Source organism: Sediminicoccus sp. KRV36 (assembly GCF_023243115.1).
In the GTDB taxonomy this organism is placed as follows: domain Bacteria; phylum Pseudomonadota; class Alphaproteobacteria; order Acetobacterales; family Acetobacteraceae; genus Roseococcus.
In genome coordinates this window covers 2,950,010-2,964,668 of sequence record NZ_CP085081.1, presented here as the reverse complement: position 1 = coordinate 2,964,668, position 14,659 = coordinate 2,950,010, and the positions used below count along the sequence as shown (strand labels likewise).

Below are 14,659 nucleotides of genomic sequence, written 5' to 3'. Positions count from 1 at the left end.
CCATGCAGGCCGGCACCTATCTGACCAACATCGATTACGCCACGGTCGCGATCTACTCGTTCTGGATATTCTTCGCGGGCCTCGTCCTGTACCTGAACCGTGAAAGCAAGCGTGAGGGCTATCCGCTCATCACGCCGGGCAAGCCCTTGCAGACCAATGTCGGCTTCATCCCCGGCATGCCGGAGCCCAAGACCTTCCTGCTGGCGAATGGCACGACGGTCCAGGCGCCCAAGCCCGAGGTGGAGCGCCAGATCGCCATGGTGCCGATGGACCCCTGGCCCGGCTCGCCGATGATCCCGACGGGCGATCCCATGGTGGATGGCGTGGGCCCCGCGGCCTATGTGATGCGCGGCATGCACCCCGCCGTGCTGCATGATGACGGCACGCCCTCCATCGTGCCGCTGCGCCTCGCCCCCGAGTTCAACGTGGACGGCAAGGACCCCGACCCGCGCGGCTATGACGTGCTGGACGCCGATGGCGTGGTGGCCGGCAAATGCGTGGATGTCTGGCTCGACAAGTCGGAGATGATCTTCCGCTACATCGAGGTTGCGGTCGGCCAGGGCGGCTGGACGCGGACGATGATGATCCCCGTGCCGCTGATCCGCGTGGATGGTGATCGCCGTGTGGTGAAGGTGCGCACCCTGCTCGCCAAGCACTTCATGAACGCGCCCACGCTCAGCTACCGGGATTCGATCACGCTGCGCGAAGAGGACATGGTCTCGGCCTATTGCGCCGGCGGCCAGCTCTACGCCAAGCCCGAGCGCTCGGAGCCCTTCCTGTGAGGGAGCATGAGATCGAGCCGGTCCCCGGCCTGCCGGAGAAGCTGCCGGAAGGCGAGGGCATTCTCTGGCAGGGCAGCCCCCGCTGGTGGTCGCTGACCACCCGCGCCCTGCATCTGCGCGGCCTTGCGATCTACTTCGCGCTGATGGTGGCCTGGAGTGTCGCGAGTGCCGCGACCTCGGGCGGCACATTCGGCGAGGCGGCGCTGGCCTCGGCCACATCCCTCGGCCTCGCGGTGTTGTGCCTGGGCGTCCTGGTGGCGATCGGGCGGGCCCTGTCCCATGCCGCGCTCTACACCATCACCAACCGGCGCATCGTGCTGCGGGTTGGGGTGGCGCTGCCCATGACCATCAACATTCCCTTCTCCGCAATTGAATCGGCCGCGGTGAAGCAGCATGCGGATGGCACGGAGGATATCGTCCTCACGCTCTCGCCCGACCACAAGGTGGCCTGGCTGGCGCTGTGGCCGCATGCGCGCCCCTGGCGCGTTGGCCGCGCCGAGCCGATGCTGCGCGCCGTGCCGGTCACCTCCGGTGCCGCACAGGCCCTGGCGCGCGCCCTGGCCGCCAGCGCCTCCGTGGCGGTGGCGCCACGCCCCGAGGGCATCGTGGCCGAGCGGCCGCGCATGCGTGGCGCGGTGGCCGTCTGATGTTCACCATCACGGATCGCGGCAATTTCCTGCCCATGATGACCGGCCTTGCCATCATCTGCGGCGTGCTTTTCGTCGTGGGCGGGCGGCAGCCGCGCTCCGTCGATGTTCGGGGGGCGGAACAACCGGCCTCCGAGCGGATGGTTCGTTTCGAGGACGCTTCGGATGGCTCCGTTGTCATCCGTGATGCGCAAAATATGCAGGTTCTGGCGCGGTTTCCGGTAGCGGAAGGCGGCTTTGTGCGTGGTAGCATTCGGGCATTGGCGCGTGAACGCCGGCAGGAAGGCCAGGGCAGGGAGGCACCGTTTCGCCTCGCTGTCTGGTCCGACGGCCAGCTCACGCTCGATGATTCGGCGACGGGACGCCGGATCGACCTGACGGCCTTCGGCGCGACCAATGCCGGGGTCTTTTCGCGGTTGCTGACCGCGCAAGGAGAAGATTGATGAGGAAGGTGGTTGCTGGCCTTTGGGCTGGTTTGTGGGAAGGTGTCACTGGCCCACGCACCATCACGGTTCCCTGCACGGTGGAGATCGAGCAGAGCTTTGACAGCCTGCACGCCCACGCCGTTCCTGAAGGTATCATGCTGCGCCCTGGTGACCGCGTCGTGGTGAATGCCGCGCCGGCCGGCATCGCCTATGGCCAGAGCACGTCCTATGAAACGACGGCCACCATCTACCGCGCCGGCCCCCTGACCCGCCTGTGGACGGAGATTTCCGCCTTTGCTGAATTGACTGAGCTTTATCACTGCGGTTTTGAGCCGAAGGAGTACACGGCATGATTCCGATCGAACCCAACCCCGTTCGCGAGTTGAACGAGACCACGCGGATGGCGACGACGGATACCGTGCTCTCGCCGCGCTTCTACACCACCGATTTCGCGGCGATGGACGCGCTCGACGTCAGCTCCGTGCGCCGCGAGTGGGATGAGCTCATGGCGGAATTCCGCCGGGACCCGAACCGGGGCCACTTCGTCCGCAGCGCCGTCTTCGACGAGTTCCGCCTGGGCGACCTGCCGGAGCCGCTGCAAAAGGAACTGCTCGATTTCCTGGTGAGTTCCGTCACGGCCGAATTCTCCGGCTGCGTGCTCTATGCCGAGATCAAGAAGCGCATCAAGAATCCCGACATCAAGGAGCTGTTCGCGGTGATGAGCCGGGATGAGGCGCGGCATGCCGGCTTCATCAATGACAGCCTGAAGGATCTCGGCGTCGGGGTGGATCTGGGCTTCCTGACCAAGGCCAAGAAGTATCACTACTTCCAGCCGAAATTCATCTTCTACGCGACCTATCTGAGCGAGAAGATCGGCTATGCGCGCTACATCACCATCTACCGCCAGTTCGAGCGGCATCCGGAATTGCGCTTCCACCCGATTTTCAATTGGTTCAAGGAATGGTGCAACGACGAGTTCCGCCATGGTGAGGCCTTCGCGCTGCTGATGCGTGCGAACCCCAAGCTGACCAGCGGCGTGAACCTGCTGTGGTGCAAATTCTTCCAGCTCGCGGTCTTCGCCACCATGTATGTGCGCGACCACGCCCGGCCTGAATTCCACAAGGCGCTCGGCATGACGCCGACCGATTACGACATGGAAGTGTTCCGCATCACCGCCGAAATCTGCCGCCAGGTCTTCCCGGTGACGCTGGAGACGGATACCCCCGCCTTCCGCCGCAACCTGGACCGCATGCTCGCGATTTCCACCGCGATGGGCGAGACGCGGCGCAAGCCTGGCGTGCTGTCCAGCGTGAAGCGGTTGGGCCTCGGCCTTGCCGCGGGCGCTGTCTTCGCCCGCCTGTATTTCCTGCCTGGCCGCAAGTCGGAACTGCCGCAGCAGATCCGCCTCAGCCCCGCCTGGTAAGAGGAGCCCCGCGTGCTGCAGCACATCCTCCCCGTCCTCTTCGCGGTCTTCGTCTGGTGGTTCGGGACCGCGCTCGTGTTCCTGCTGGATCAGTTGCCGCGGCGCAGCTTCCGCTGGACGATGGCGGGGGCGACTGCGGCCTTGGGCGGGGCGCTCTATGGTGTCGTGGCGCTGGCGGATGATGTCAGTGTCTCGGCCGCTTATCTGGGTTTTGCCTGCGGCGTCCTGGTCTGGGCCTGGGGGGAGATCGGCTTCCTCACCGGCCTGGTCACCGGGCCAAGCCGCAAGCCCTGCCCGCCGGGTGCGGAGGGCTGGGTGCGTTTCATCGCGGCGCTGCGCACCATCCTGCATCATGAGCTCGCCATCCTGGCGCTGGGGCTGTTGTTGGTCGCACTGCTCTGGGATGCGCCGAACCAGGTGGCGCTGCACACCTACCTCGTGCTGTGGGTGATGCGGCAGAGTGCCAAGATCAACATCTATCTCGGCGCGCGCAATCTGGGCGAAAGCATGCTGCCGCCGCATCTGGCCCATCTGGCGAGCTATTTTCGCCGCCGCACGATGAATGCGCTGTTCCCGGTCTCCATTACGGCCGGCACGGTTGCGGTCGCGGTGCTGGTGCAGCGCGGCCTGGGTGCTGGTGATTTCGAAGCGGCGTCCAGCACGCTGGTGGCGGCGCTGATGGCGCTGGCCGTGATTGAGCATTGGTTCCTGATGCTGCCCCTGCCGCTGGATGGTCTCTGGACCTGGGGCAGGCCGGGGCAGGCGCCCGCGAATACGGCCCCATGCCCGCAGCATGTGGAAACGGCTCGGCTGCCGTCGCGGCCATGAACAAAGAGGAAGGCCAGAAAAACATGAATTACGATACCCTTTTCCGCACACAGCTTGATGGCCTTCGCAAGGAAGGCCGCTACCGCGTCTTCGCCGATCTCGAACGCCAGGCCGGCGCCTTCCCGCGCGCCAAGCACCACGGCGCGAGTGGCGTGGGCGAGGTGACGGTCTGGTGCTCCAATGACTATCTCTGCATGGGCCAGAACCCCAAGGTGTTGAGCGCCATGCATGAGGCGCTGGACCGCAGCGGCGCTGGCGCCGGCGGCACGCGCAACATCGGCGGCACCAACCATGAGCACATCATGCTGGAGCGTGAGCTCGCGGATCTGCACGGCAAGGAAGCGGCGCTGCTGTTCAACTCCGGCTATATGTCCAACTGGGCGACGCTGAGCACGCTGGCCTCGCGCCTGCCGGGCTGCATCGTGCTCTCCGATGAGTTGAATCACGCCTCGATGATCGAGGGCATTCGCCACAGCCGCGCCGAATGTGTGGTCTGGAAGCATAATGACCTGGATGACCTGCGCGCCAAGCTGGCCGCGATCCCGGCCGAGACGCCCAAGCTCATCGCCTTCGAGAGCGTCTATTCCATGGATGGCGACGTCGCCCCCATCGCCGAGATCTGCGATCTCGCGGATGAATTCGGCGCGATGACCTATCTTGACGAGGTGCATGCGGTCGGTCTCTACGGCAAGCGCGGCGGCGGCATTTCGGAGCGCGATGGCGTGCAGGCACGCCTGACCGTGATCGAGGGCACGCTGGCCAAGGCCTATGGCGTGATCGGCGGCTACATCGCGGGTTCCGCCGATATGGTGGATTTCGTGCGCAGCTTCGCCTCGGGCTTCATCTTCTCGACCTCGCTGCCGCCGGCCGTGGCCGCTGGTGCCGCCGCCAGCATCCGCCACCTCAAGGAGAGCGCCGTCGAGCGGGACCGGATGCATGAGCGCGTGGCCAAGGTGCGGGCGCGGCTGGATGAGCTGCAGATCCCGCATCTCGACAATCCGAGCCATATCGTCCCGGTGATGGTGTATGACGCCGTCCTCTGCAAGCAGATCAGCGATCTGCTGCTGGAGGAGCACGGCATCTATGTGCAGCCCATCAATTTCCCGACCGTGCCGCGCGGCACGGAGCGGCTGCGCTTCACGCCTTCGCCCGCGCATACGGATGCGGATATTGACCACCTGATGTCGGCCCTGCAGCAGGTCTGGGCGCGGTTCCAGCCGCGGCGGGTCGCCTGAGCATGGATGGTTCGATTATCGGAACCAGGTCATCTGAGGGTCGTGGCGTGAGGAAGGCGGGGCGCAAGGGCGCCACGCCGCCGGCGCCACGGCTGGTCTTCCCCTTCTCGGCCATTGTCGGCCAGGAGGAGCTTCGCCTTTCACTCAGCCTTTGTGCCGTGGATCCCAGCATCGGCGGCGTCCTCGCCCTGGGCGATCGGGGCACCGGCAAATCAACCGCCATCCGGGCGCTTGCGGCGCTGCTGCCGCCCATGCGCGCCATTCGCGGCTGCGCCTATAATTGCGAACCGGGCAAGCCCACGCCGGGCTGCGACATCTGCGCGCGCCGCCGGGCGGAAGCGATCTCGGTCAGTGTCCCGGTGGTGGACCTGCCGCTCGGCGCCTCCGAGGATCGCGTGGTCGGCGCGCTCGATCTGGAAAAGGCGCTGACCCAGGGGCAGAAGGCCTTCGAGCCTGGCCTGCTGGCCCGCGCCCATCGCGGCTTTCTCTACATTGATGAGGTGAATTTGCTGGAGGACCACCTTGTGGACCTCCTGCTCGATGTCGCGGCCTCCGGCGAGAATGTGGTGGAGCGTGATGGCCTGAGCATCCGCCACCCCGCGCGTTTCGTCCTGGTGGGCAGCGGCAACCCTGAAGAGGGCGAGCTGCGGCCGCAACTGCTCGATCGCTTCGGCCTCTCCGTCGAGGTGATGACGCCGACCGACCTGCCGATGCGCATCGAGGTCATCAAGCGCCGCGATGCCTTCGAGCGCGATCCGCCGGCATTTTGCGCGAAGTGGCAGCCCGAGGAGGAAGCCTTGCGCGCGCGCATCCTCGCCGGGCGGGAATTGCTGCCCCAGGTGACGATGGACGATGCCGTGCTGGAGATGGCGGCGAAGCTCTGCATCCATGCCGGCACGGATGGGTTGCGAGGCGAGCTGACTCTGATGCGCACCGCGCGCGCCCTCGCCGCCTTCGAGGGCGAGCAGGCCGCGACGCTGGAGCATCTGCGCCGCCTGGCGCCGCTGGCCCTCCGGCACCGTCTGCGCCGCAACCCGCTGGATGATGCGGTGGCGACAACCCGCGTGGCGCGCGCCGTGCAGGAGGTCTTTGGGCCGTGAGCGAGCCCTCGCCAGGCGAGGATGCGGCCATGGCTGCCTGCCTCCTGGCGGTGGACCCCGTCGGGCTCGGGGGGGCGGTGCTGCGCTGCCGCCCCGGTTTCGAGCGGGATCGCTGGCTGGCCACGCTGCGTGCGCTGTTGCCGCAGGACATGCCGCAGCGCCGCCTGCCGCCCGGCATTGGCGATGACGCGCTGCTGGGCGGCCTCGATCTGACGGCGACCCTGGCCAAGGGCCGCCCGGTGCAGCGCCCCGGCCTGCTGGAAGCCACCGCCGAGGGCATCCTGGTGATGCCCATGGCGGAACGCCTCTCCCGCGCCACCGCCGCCCGCCTGACCCTGGGGCAGGAGGCGCATCGCTACGCCATGGTGGCCCTCGATGAAGGGCTGGAGGATGAGGCCCCGCCGCCCGCCCTGGCGGACCGCCTGGCCTTCCAGCCCGATCTGAGCGAGCCGCCGGCCGTCAGCCTCTTCAACGGCGGCCAGGTCGCCGCCGCCCGCGCGCGGCTGGCGAAGGTCGAAAGCGATGACGCGCTGATCGAGGCCATCCTGGGCACGGCCATGGCGGCGGGCATCGCCTCGCTGCGCGCGCCGGCCCTGGCCTTGCGGGCGGCGCGGGCTTCGGCCGCGCTGCATGGCCGCACCGCGCCCGATGCGTCCGACGCGCAATTGGCGGTGCGCCTGGTGCTGGGCCCGCGCGCCACCATGCTGCCCGCGCCGGCGGATCAGCCCCCGCCCGAACAGCCCCCGGAAACCCCGCCCGAGCCGGAAGCCAAGACCGAGCAGGAGCCCAAGACCTCCGACAAGCTGGAGGATGTGGTGCTGGCGGCAGAGCGCGCGCTGCTGCCCGCCCAGCTCCTCGCATCGCTGGCCGAGGCCGGGCTGCGTGCCCGCGCCCCCACCGCCGGGCGCGAAGGGGCGGAGCGCATTTCGCTCAAGCGCGGCCGCCCCATCGGCACCCGCCCGGGTGAGCCGCGCAACGGCGCCCGCATCGCCTTGCTGGAAACCTTGCGCGCCGCGGCCCCCTGGCAAAAGCTGCGCCCGCGCGCCGAGCATGCGGTGATCGCCGTCCGGCGTGAGGATTTCCGTATCAAGCGCTTCCGCGAAAACAGCGAGAGCACGGCGATCTTCGTGGTGGATGCCTCGGGCTCCGCCGCGCTGAATCGCCTGGCCGAGGCGAAGGGCGCGGTCGAGCTTCTGCTGGCCGAATGCTATTCGCGGCGGGATCGCGTGGCCGTCATCGCCTTTCGCGGCAAGGCGGCCGAGATGCTGCTGCCGCCGACGCAATCCCTGGTGCGTGCCAAGCGCGCCCTGGCGGGCCTGCCGGGCGGCGGGGCCAGCCCGCTGGCTTCGGGGCTGGATGTGGCCTTGACCATGGCCCGGCTGGAGCGCCGCGCCGGGCGCACGCCGCTCATCGTCGTGCTGACCGATGGCCGCGCGAATATGGCGCGCGACGGCCGCACCGGCCGCCCCATCGCCGAGGAAGACGCGCTGGCCGTCGCCAAGCTGCTGCGGGCCGAGAACCACACCACCCTCATCGTGGATACGGCGCCCCGGCCACAGCCCTTTTCCACCACGCTGGCCACGGCGGCGGGCGGGCGCTGCCTTCCACTGCCCCAGGCCGGCGCCCAGGCGCTGGCGGGTGCGGTGCGCCTCGGGATGATGGCGGCATGAGCCTCGCCTTGGCCCTGTTACCCGATGCGGCGAGCCAGGATTGGACGCAGGCGCAGGATTGGCCGCATCGCGCGGCGAGCCGCTTCGTCCATGCGGGCGGGGTGCGCTGGCATGTGCAGGTGATGGGTGAGGGGCCGGTCGTGCTGCTGCTGCACGGCACGGGCGCTTCCACCCATTCCTGGCGGGAGCTGATGCCGCTCCTCGCTCAGCGCTTCACGGTGATCGCGCCCGATCTGCCGGGGCAGGGCTTCTCGGGCGAGGCGCCGGCCGCGGCACTCTCCATGGTGGCCATGTCCCAGGCCATGGCCGCCCTGCTGGCCGCCCTGGATGCGCGGCCGGCGCAGATCATCGGCCATTCGGCGGGTGCGGCGCTGGGGGCGCGCATGTGCCTCGATGGGCTGGTGGCGCCGGACCGGCTGGTCTCCATCAATGGTGCCTTGCTGCCGCTTGGCGGCTGGGCCGGCCAGGTGTTTTCGCCCCTGGCGCGCCTCATGGTGCGGCTGCCCGGCATGCCGCGCCTCTTTGCCTGGCGCGCGGCCGATGCCGCCGTGGTGCGGCGCCTGCTGGATGATACGGGCTCCCGGCTGGATGAGGCCGGCGTCGAGCTCTATGCGCGGCTGTTCCGGCGGCCCGGGCACATCGCCGCGACCCTCGGCATGATGGCGGCCTGGGACCTGCACGCCCTGGCGCGGGACCTGCCGAAGCTCGCCACGCCGCTGCTGCTGATCATCGGCAAGCAGGACCGCACCATTCGCCCGACGGAGGCCCGGCGCCTGCATCGGATGCTGCCGCAGGCGCGCATTCTCGCCCTGCCTGGACTTGGCCACCTGGCCCATGAAGAGGCGCCGGAGAGCGTCCTGCATGCCATTCTGGAGGACGTATGATGACGGATCAGTTCCAGGCCGACCTGGCCGCCTGCCGTGACCTGCTGCGCGTCGGCTCCAAGAGCTTCCACGCCGCCTCCCTGCTGCTGCCGCGCCGCGTGCGGGACCCGGCGACGGCACTCTACGCCTTTTGCCGCCTGGGCGATGACGCGGTGGATGAGGCGCAGGACGCGGCCCTCGGCCTTGCGGAAATGCGCGCGCGGCTGGATGCGGCCTATCGCGGTGAGCCGATCGACCACCCGGCGGATCGCGCCTTCGCGCATGTGGTGGCGCAGCACGCCATGCCGCGCGAATTGCCCGAGGCGCTGCTGGATGGCTTCGCCTGGGATGCCTCCGGCCGCCGCTATGAAACGCTGGAGGATGTGTACGGCTATGCCGCCCGCGTGGCCGGCACGGTGGGGGCCATGATGACGCTGCTGATGGGCGTGCGCCGTCACGCCGCCCTGGCGCGCGCCACGGATCTGGGCACCGCCATGCAGCTCACGAACATCGCGCGGGATGTGGGGGAGGATGCGCGCAATGGCCGCCTCTATCTGCCCCGCCAGTGGCTGCGCGAGGCGGATATCGACCCCGATGCCTTCCTGGCCGCACCCAGGTTTTCCGCCGGCGTCGCCAGCGTCACGGCCCGCCTGCTCGCCGAGGCCACGCGCCTTTATGCGCGCGCCGAAGCCGGCATCGCCATGCTGCCGCGCGATTGCCGGCCGGCGATCCGGGCCGCGCACAGCATCTATGCGGAAATCGGCGCCGAGGTGGTGCGGGCGGGCTATGACAGCGTCTCACGCCGCGCCGTCGTCACCTCCAAGCGCAAGATCGCCTTGCTGGCCCAGGCCTGGTTGCCGGGCATGCCGCGCCGCGCCGTGCCGCATGAGCCGCCGCTGGCCGCCAATGCCTATCTGGTCCATGCCGTCCCGGCGACGGAACTGGCCATTGGTGCGCAGAGCCTGGGCGATCGCATCGGCTGGGCGATCGAGCTTTTCGCCCAGCTCGAGGAGCGCCAGCGGCTGGCCGAGCGCGATATCGCCCCCAATGCCGGCTGATCAGGCGATCAGCCGCCGGTAGAGATGCCAGGTGGCGTGCCCGAGCAGCGGCAGCACCACCGCCAGGCCCACGAACAGTAGCGCCATGCCCAGCGCCAGAAGCACCGCCACGATGGCGCCCCAGGCCAGCAGCACCAGCCAATTCGTCTGGAATGCCACCCATGAGCAGCGCACCGCCTCGCCCGGGGTGACGTTGCGGTCCAGCAGCATGGGGAAGGAGACGATGCTGAGTGCCAGCACCAGCACGGCGAAACCCGCGCCGACCAGGTTGCCAAGGGCAATGAGCCAGACGCCGCGCGTGGTTCCCATCACCGCGTCCAGCATGGCCATCGGGCTGGCGGGCATCGCGGTGCCGAGTGTGACGAGGTAGAGCCCGCGCGCCGTCATCAGCCAGAGCGCGAAGATGGCGAGCAGCCCGAGGCCCAGTGCCGCGATCGAGAAGATGGCGGGGGAGCGGAGCACGCCGAACATGGCGGTCCAGCCGGCACTCAGCCCCGCCTCGCGACGCCGGCTGATCTCATAGATGCCCAGGGCGGCGAGGGGCCCCATCAGCGCGAAGCCGGCCAGCAGCGGATAGATGAGCGGCAGCAGGGCGCCCCCGGCGGCGGCGCTGCCCAGCACAAAGCCGATGATGGGGTAGATCAGGCAGAGAAAGACGATCTGCGTCGGGGCGGCCACGAAATCCGCCCAGCCCAGGCGCAGCGCGATGCCGAGGTCCTGCAGGCCGATGCGCCGGATCTGTGCCGGGGCCTCGGCCATGCCGAGGGTTTCATCCCATGTGCTTGCCATCTGCGTGGCTCCTTGGCGGCACTGCGAAGCCGAGGCCGCTGGGCGGCGGCCGGGGCGGAAACCCCGACCAAGTGTCAGGCTACACCCAGGCGCCCCGCGCCGGGCACAAAAAAACGCGGGAAGCTTGCGCCGCCCGCGTTGCTGGGAAGGGGTGCTTGCGCCCCGTTCGGCCGAGGCTACTCGAGGCTGGCCCGGCGCGGCGGCGGGTTGAGCTCCGGATAGTCCCGCAGCATCCGGGCACCACGCAGGGGCTCATTCACGCCCTGGTGGCAGGTGGTGCAGTTGACCTTGAGCGTATCGCCCAGCGGGCCGAGGCGATGCGGCGGGAATTCAGGCCGCAGCGGCTCGATGTAGTCATTGTTGATGGCCCGCACCATGCGAATGCCATGCCAGGCCGTGACACGTTGCGGCGTGCTGTCCTGCCAGCCCGAGAAGTTGCGGCTGTTGTGGCAGAAGGTGCAGTTCACGCCGAGCGAGGAGGACATGTGCATCATCAGCGAGTAGGTCCACTCGGTCTGAAGGATGCTCGCATTGTTGTCCGCCTGGCGCGCGGCGCCGGACTGCACGCCGATGGGATTGTCACGCAGCAGATAGGGCGTGAACGGATCGGTCGGCAGCGTGCTGTAGGCCGTGGCCGCCACCGGGCGGTTCTGCTCGGGCGCCGTCGAAAGCAGGCGGTGCATGCGGGCATTCGGCGGTGCGCTGGACCACACGGCTGCCGGGATCGCGTTGCCGCGGTGGCAGGTGTAGCAGGTCACGCCCACCGGCTCCGCGCCTGCGTTGACGTGGCTGGAGTAGGTGGTGTTGATCGTCTGCACCATCTGCAGCATCCGCCGCGCCACGGTCTTCTGGTACTTGCCCTCGGCCGCGAAATTGCCTTCGACATGGCAACCATTGCAGCCCTGGTTCGGACCTTCGCCGGGATACACCCACTCGGTCATCGCCTGCATGATGCGGCCGAACTGCTCGACGCTGAGATGGCCGAGGACGCGGACGTTCTCGTAGATCTCGGAGGCGCGCGGGCTGGTCGGATCATCCTCCGCCGCCTCGATGGCGGGCGGGGCCTGGTTGCGTGCCGTGAGCGCCGCCACGGTGCGGGGGTTGTCCACCCGCCCCATGGAGGTACCGCGGAAGCCGCCCTGCTCCGTCACCGGGGATGGTCGCTCGAAAGTGACCACCACGAAGGCGAGGCCAGCCACTGCGGCGACAAGTCCGCCGAAGATGAGATTGAACTTCATGTCCGGTTCTCCTCTCAGCGGCCCGGCACGGGGATGACACCCCATACCGACGGATAGGCAGGTGCGAAGCGCTTATCCACCGCCCAGAGATACCAGTTATCCACCACGGTGCCGGTCAGCAGGATGCCGATGCCGCCGGTGATGCCGGTCAGGATGGCGAACCACCAGGCCCAGCGATGGATGCTCTCGTAGCTGGCGTTGAAGCCCATGGTCCAGCGCCAGAACAGGCCTGCGCGCTCGGCCGCGGTGCCGCGGTCAATCGCCTGTTCCACTTCACGCTCGCCGCCGAAGCGGCCCACCGCGAGGATCGTGGCGCCATGCATCGCAAAGAGCAGCGTGGAGCCGTAGAGGAAGACGATCGAGAGCGCGTGGAACGGGTTGTAGAAGAGGTTGCCGTAGCGGATGGAGAAGGCCGCCGTCCAATCCAGGTGCGGGAAGATGCCGAAGGGCACCGCCTCGGACCAGGAGCCCATCAGGATCGGGCGGATGAAGCCCAGCACCAGGTAGAGCCAGACCGCGCCGCAATAGGCGTAGAAGGTGTGCTGCCCGAGGCCGAGTGCGGCCGCACGGCGCCAGATGCGCGCCAGCCACAGGAAGATGGCGGCGGTCAGGAAGAAGCCTGCCATCAGCCACCAGCCACCTTCGGCCAGCGGTGGAATGCGCAGGCCATGCTTGGGCAGCGGGGCCTCCAGCGCGAGCCACGGCAGCAGCTTGATGAACTGCACCACATTCCAGTTCACCGAGGCCAGCATGTTCAGGCCGATGATCTCGAAGGCGATGAAGCCGCAGAGGATCGAGAGCACACCGAGCGTGCCGAGGTAGAACGGCCCGATCTGCGCATCCGCGAAGTAACCCAGCAAGCGGCTGGTCTTGGGGTGTCCGACGCGGGCACCGTTGCCCGGTGGGAGCTTCACGCCGGGGTAGTGCGGCCCTGTCGGCTGCAGCCGCGTGAAGAGGTATTGGTATTCCATTGTGGCTTCCCTTCCTCTCAATTCCAGATCGGCAGCTGAAGCCACCAATTCCACCATTCCGGCCAACCGCGGGTCCAGAACGGGCCGCTGATGACAATGCAGACCGCGCTCCAGAAGCCGGCCGATAGGGCTATGAACAGGCCCAGCCGGTGGATGCCGAGTGTGCCGATCGAATAGCCGATGAAGTCGCGGTAGAAGGTGTTCTCATGCTCGGGGGTCTTCACCGGCTCGCCCTTGGCGGGGTTGATGGCCGCGAGAACCAGCGAGGCGTGCAGGCCGAGGGCCAGCGTCGTGGTGAAGAAGAAGCTCACCGCGATCATGTGCGCCGGATTGTAGTGGAAGTGCAGGTACTGGTACCCGACATTCGACACCCAATCGAGGTGGCTGAAAATGCCATAGGGGAAGGCGTGCCCCCAGGCGCCCATCAGCACGGGGCGGATCACGACGAGCGTGACATAGGCGAAGATCGCCATGCTGTAGGCCCAGGGGATGTGCATCCCCATGCCCAGCTTGCGGGCGATCTCGGCCTGGCGCAGCGCCCAGGAGACGAAGGCGCCGATCGCGCAGATGGTGATCGCCTGCCAGAGCCCGCCCTCATACATCGGCGCGAGGCCGAGGCCGTATTTGATGTCGGGTGGCGCGATGTTGATCAGCCAGGGGTTCCAGGTGCCGCCTTGCGCGGCGCCCACCATGATCAGGCTCACACCGATCAGGGTGAAGAAGATCGTCGTGACGCCGAAGAAGCCGACGAAGAAGGGTCCGACCCAGAAGTCAAAGAGGTCCCCTCCCACCAGTGTTCCACCGCGGACACGGTATTTTTGTTCAAAACTCAGCATCGCCATCGCTTGATGCTCCTGTGAGGGCAGTGCAACGGCCTGCCCGGGTGTGTCGTCATCCTTGGCAGCGGGCGACGCCCGCTGCTCATGCCTCGCCCACTGCCGTGGAGCGACACGTTTCGCCCGGCCTGGGGAAGGATCGGATCACGCCTGGTTGGCGTGATCCGTATGTCCGTCGCCAGATCGAGCTACGAGGTCCGCGGGCACTTCCCGAAGGAAATGCTCGTGGATCAGCGGCCGACCGGCTGCCCGGGGGTGAAGGTCGGCGTGGTCGCGCACCAGCCCCAGTGATCGCAGTAGCGGGGCGAGCTGAGGACGACGAGGTGAAGGATTGCCGAGATGGCCACGACGCCAGCAGCGCCAAGGACACCAAGACGGAGTGGGTTAACCACCATCCAGATCTTATGCATTGAGTTATCTCCTCTCAGTTTCAGAAAGCCGGGCTGCCGGTCAGGACCGGAATGCCCGGCCGCGGATCACAGGAACATCCGCCAATCCGGCGGAACAACCTGCGTCCCGTAGACGAGCGGGCGCCACAGCCAGACGAGGATGTGTGCTCCCATCGAGGCGAAAACGGAGAAGATCCACCCCTGCATCACCAAGCGGTGAATTTCACGCGCTTCAGGCTCCGTAATTCCGGACCTTGTGCTCATTTCGGCCATTTAATGACCTCCAACTGACCTTGCGGCCATTACCGCGCACTTCCCGCGCGGCAAGGATGTACGTGGCGCTTGCGCGTCACGCACGACTGACGGCCTGGAAGAACCAGGCTGGCAGGAGGGTGCGGTGCAAAG

General features: G+C 67.9%; 17 protein-coding genes. 11 read left to right on the top strand and 6 right to left on the bottom strand.

What is annotated here, in order from left to right; all coding sequences use genetic code 11:
* Window positions 1-2 precede the first annotated feature (2 nt).
* The 11 genes from puhA to LHU95_RS13875 are packed head-to-tail and all read left to right on the top strand — an operon-like array spanning window position 3 to window position 10,031.
* Entirely contained in the window at window positions 3-782 is a 780-nt protein-coding gene (gene puhA, locus LHU95_RS13925; RefSeq protein ID WP_248707564.1) for a photosynthetic reaction center subunit H, read from the top strand.
* Entirely contained in the window at window positions 779-1,429 is a 651-nt protein-coding gene (puhB, locus tag LHU95_RS13920) for a photosynthetic complex putative assembly protein PuhB (protein ID WP_248707563.1), read from the top strand. Before puhA ends, puhB begins: the two co-directional genes overlap by 4 nt.
* On the top strand, window positions 1,429-1,872 hold the full coding sequence (gene puhC, locus LHU95_RS13915; RefSeq protein WP_248707562.1) for a photosynthetic complex assembly protein PuhC: 444 nt from the start codon (window positions 1,429-1,431) through the stop codon (window positions 1,870-1,872). Before puhB ends, puhC begins: the two co-directional genes overlap by 1 nt.
* On the top strand, window positions 1,872-2,207 hold the full coding sequence (locus LHU95_RS13910) for a hypothetical protein (protein WP_248707561.1): 336 nt from the start codon (window positions 1,872-1,874) through the stop codon (window positions 2,205-2,207). The genes puhC and LHU95_RS13910 overlap by 1 nt, the downstream gene beginning before the upstream one ends.
* Window positions 2,204-3,277 (top strand): magnesium-protoporphyrin IX monomethyl ester (oxidative) cyclase, encoded by a 1,074-nt coding sequence (gene acsF / locus LHU95_RS13905; RefSeq protein ID WP_248707560.1) that lies wholly within the window; start codon window positions 2,204-2,206, stop codon window positions 3,275-3,277. The genes LHU95_RS13910 and acsF overlap by 4 nt, the downstream gene beginning before the upstream one ends.
* A gap of 12 nt (window positions 3,278-3,289) precedes the next feature.
* Window positions 3,290-4,105, top strand: a complete 816-nt coding sequence (gene puhE / locus LHU95_RS13900) for a putative photosynthetic complex assembly protein PuhE (RefSeq protein ID WP_248707559.1) — start codon at window positions 3,290-3,292, stop codon at window positions 4,103-4,105.
* 23 nt (window positions 4,106-4,128) lie between these two features.
* The gene (gene hemA, locus LHU95_RS13895; RefSeq protein ID WP_248707558.1) at window positions 4,129-5,340 is read left to right on the top strand and encodes a 5-aminolevulinate synthase; all 1,212 of its coding nucleotides are present in this window, start codon (window positions 4,129-4,131) and stop codon (window positions 5,338-5,340) included.
* 47 nt (window positions 5,341-5,387) lie between these two features.
* Window positions 5,388-6,440 (top strand): magnesium chelatase ATPase subunit I, encoded by a 1,053-nt coding sequence (bchI, locus tag LHU95_RS13890; RefSeq protein WP_248707557.1) that lies wholly within the window; start codon window positions 5,388-5,390, stop codon window positions 6,438-6,440.
* On the top strand, window positions 6,437-8,110 hold the full coding sequence (locus LHU95_RS13885; RefSeq protein WP_248707556.1) for a magnesium chelatase subunit D: 1,674 nt from the start codon (window positions 6,437-6,439) through the stop codon (window positions 8,108-8,110). Before bchI ends, LHU95_RS13885 begins: the two co-directional genes overlap by 4 nt.
* A complete protein-coding gene (gene bchO, locus LHU95_RS13880; protein WP_248707555.1) occupies window positions 8,107-8,994 on the top strand; it encodes an alpha/beta fold hydrolase BchO in 888 nt (295 codons plus the stop codon). Before LHU95_RS13885 ends, bchO begins: the two co-directional genes overlap by 4 nt.
* Complete coding sequence (locus LHU95_RS13875) at window positions 8,994-10,031, top strand: phytoene/squalene synthase family protein (protein ID WP_248707554.1); 1,038 nt, start codon at window positions 8,994-8,996, stop codon at window positions 10,029-10,031. The genes bchO and LHU95_RS13875 overlap by 1 nt, the downstream gene beginning before the upstream one ends.
* Here LHU95_RS13875 and LHU95_RS13870 read toward each other — a convergent pair whose 3' ends face one another.
* The 6 genes from LHU95_RS13870 to LHU95_RS13845 form a co-directional block, all read right to left on the bottom strand.
* Window positions 10,032-10,820 carry a DUF2189 domain-containing protein gene (locus LHU95_RS13870; protein ID WP_248707553.1) on the bottom strand — a complete coding sequence of 263 codons (789 nt, stop codon included), beginning with the start codon at window positions 10,818-10,820 and terminating at the stop codon, window positions 10,032-10,034.
* Window positions 10,821-10,996: 176 nt separating this feature from the next.
* On the bottom strand, window positions 10,997-12,058 hold the full coding sequence (gene pufC / locus LHU95_RS13865; protein ID WP_248707552.1) for a photosynthetic reaction center cytochrome PufC: 1,062 nt from the start codon (window positions 12,056-12,058) through the stop codon (window positions 10,997-10,999).
* Between the two features lie 14 nt (window positions 12,059-12,072).
* Entirely contained in the window at window positions 12,073-13,029 is a 957-nt protein-coding gene (gene pufM / locus LHU95_RS13860) for a photosynthetic reaction center subunit M (protein WP_248707551.1), read from the bottom strand.
* A gap of 17 nt (window positions 13,030-13,046) precedes the next feature.
* Window positions 13,047-13,871 carry a photosynthetic reaction center subunit L gene (pufL, locus tag LHU95_RS13855; protein WP_248707550.1) on the bottom strand — a complete coding sequence of 275 codons (825 nt, stop codon included), beginning with the start codon at window positions 13,869-13,871 and terminating at the stop codon, window positions 13,047-13,049.
* Between the two features lie 224 nt (window positions 13,872-14,095).
* Window positions 14,096-14,275, bottom strand: coding sequence for a light-harvesting protein (locus LHU95_RS13850; RefSeq protein ID WP_248707549.1), 180 nt, complete (start codon window positions 14,273-14,275; stop codon window positions 14,096-14,098).
* Between the two features lie 66 nt (window positions 14,276-14,341).
* Window positions 14,342-14,527 carry a light-harvesting protein gene (locus LHU95_RS13845; protein ID WP_248707548.1) on the bottom strand — a complete coding sequence of 62 codons (186 nt, stop codon included), beginning with the start codon at window positions 14,525-14,527 and terminating at the stop codon, window positions 14,342-14,344.
* Between the last annotated feature and the right edge of the window lie 132 nt (window positions 14,528-14,659).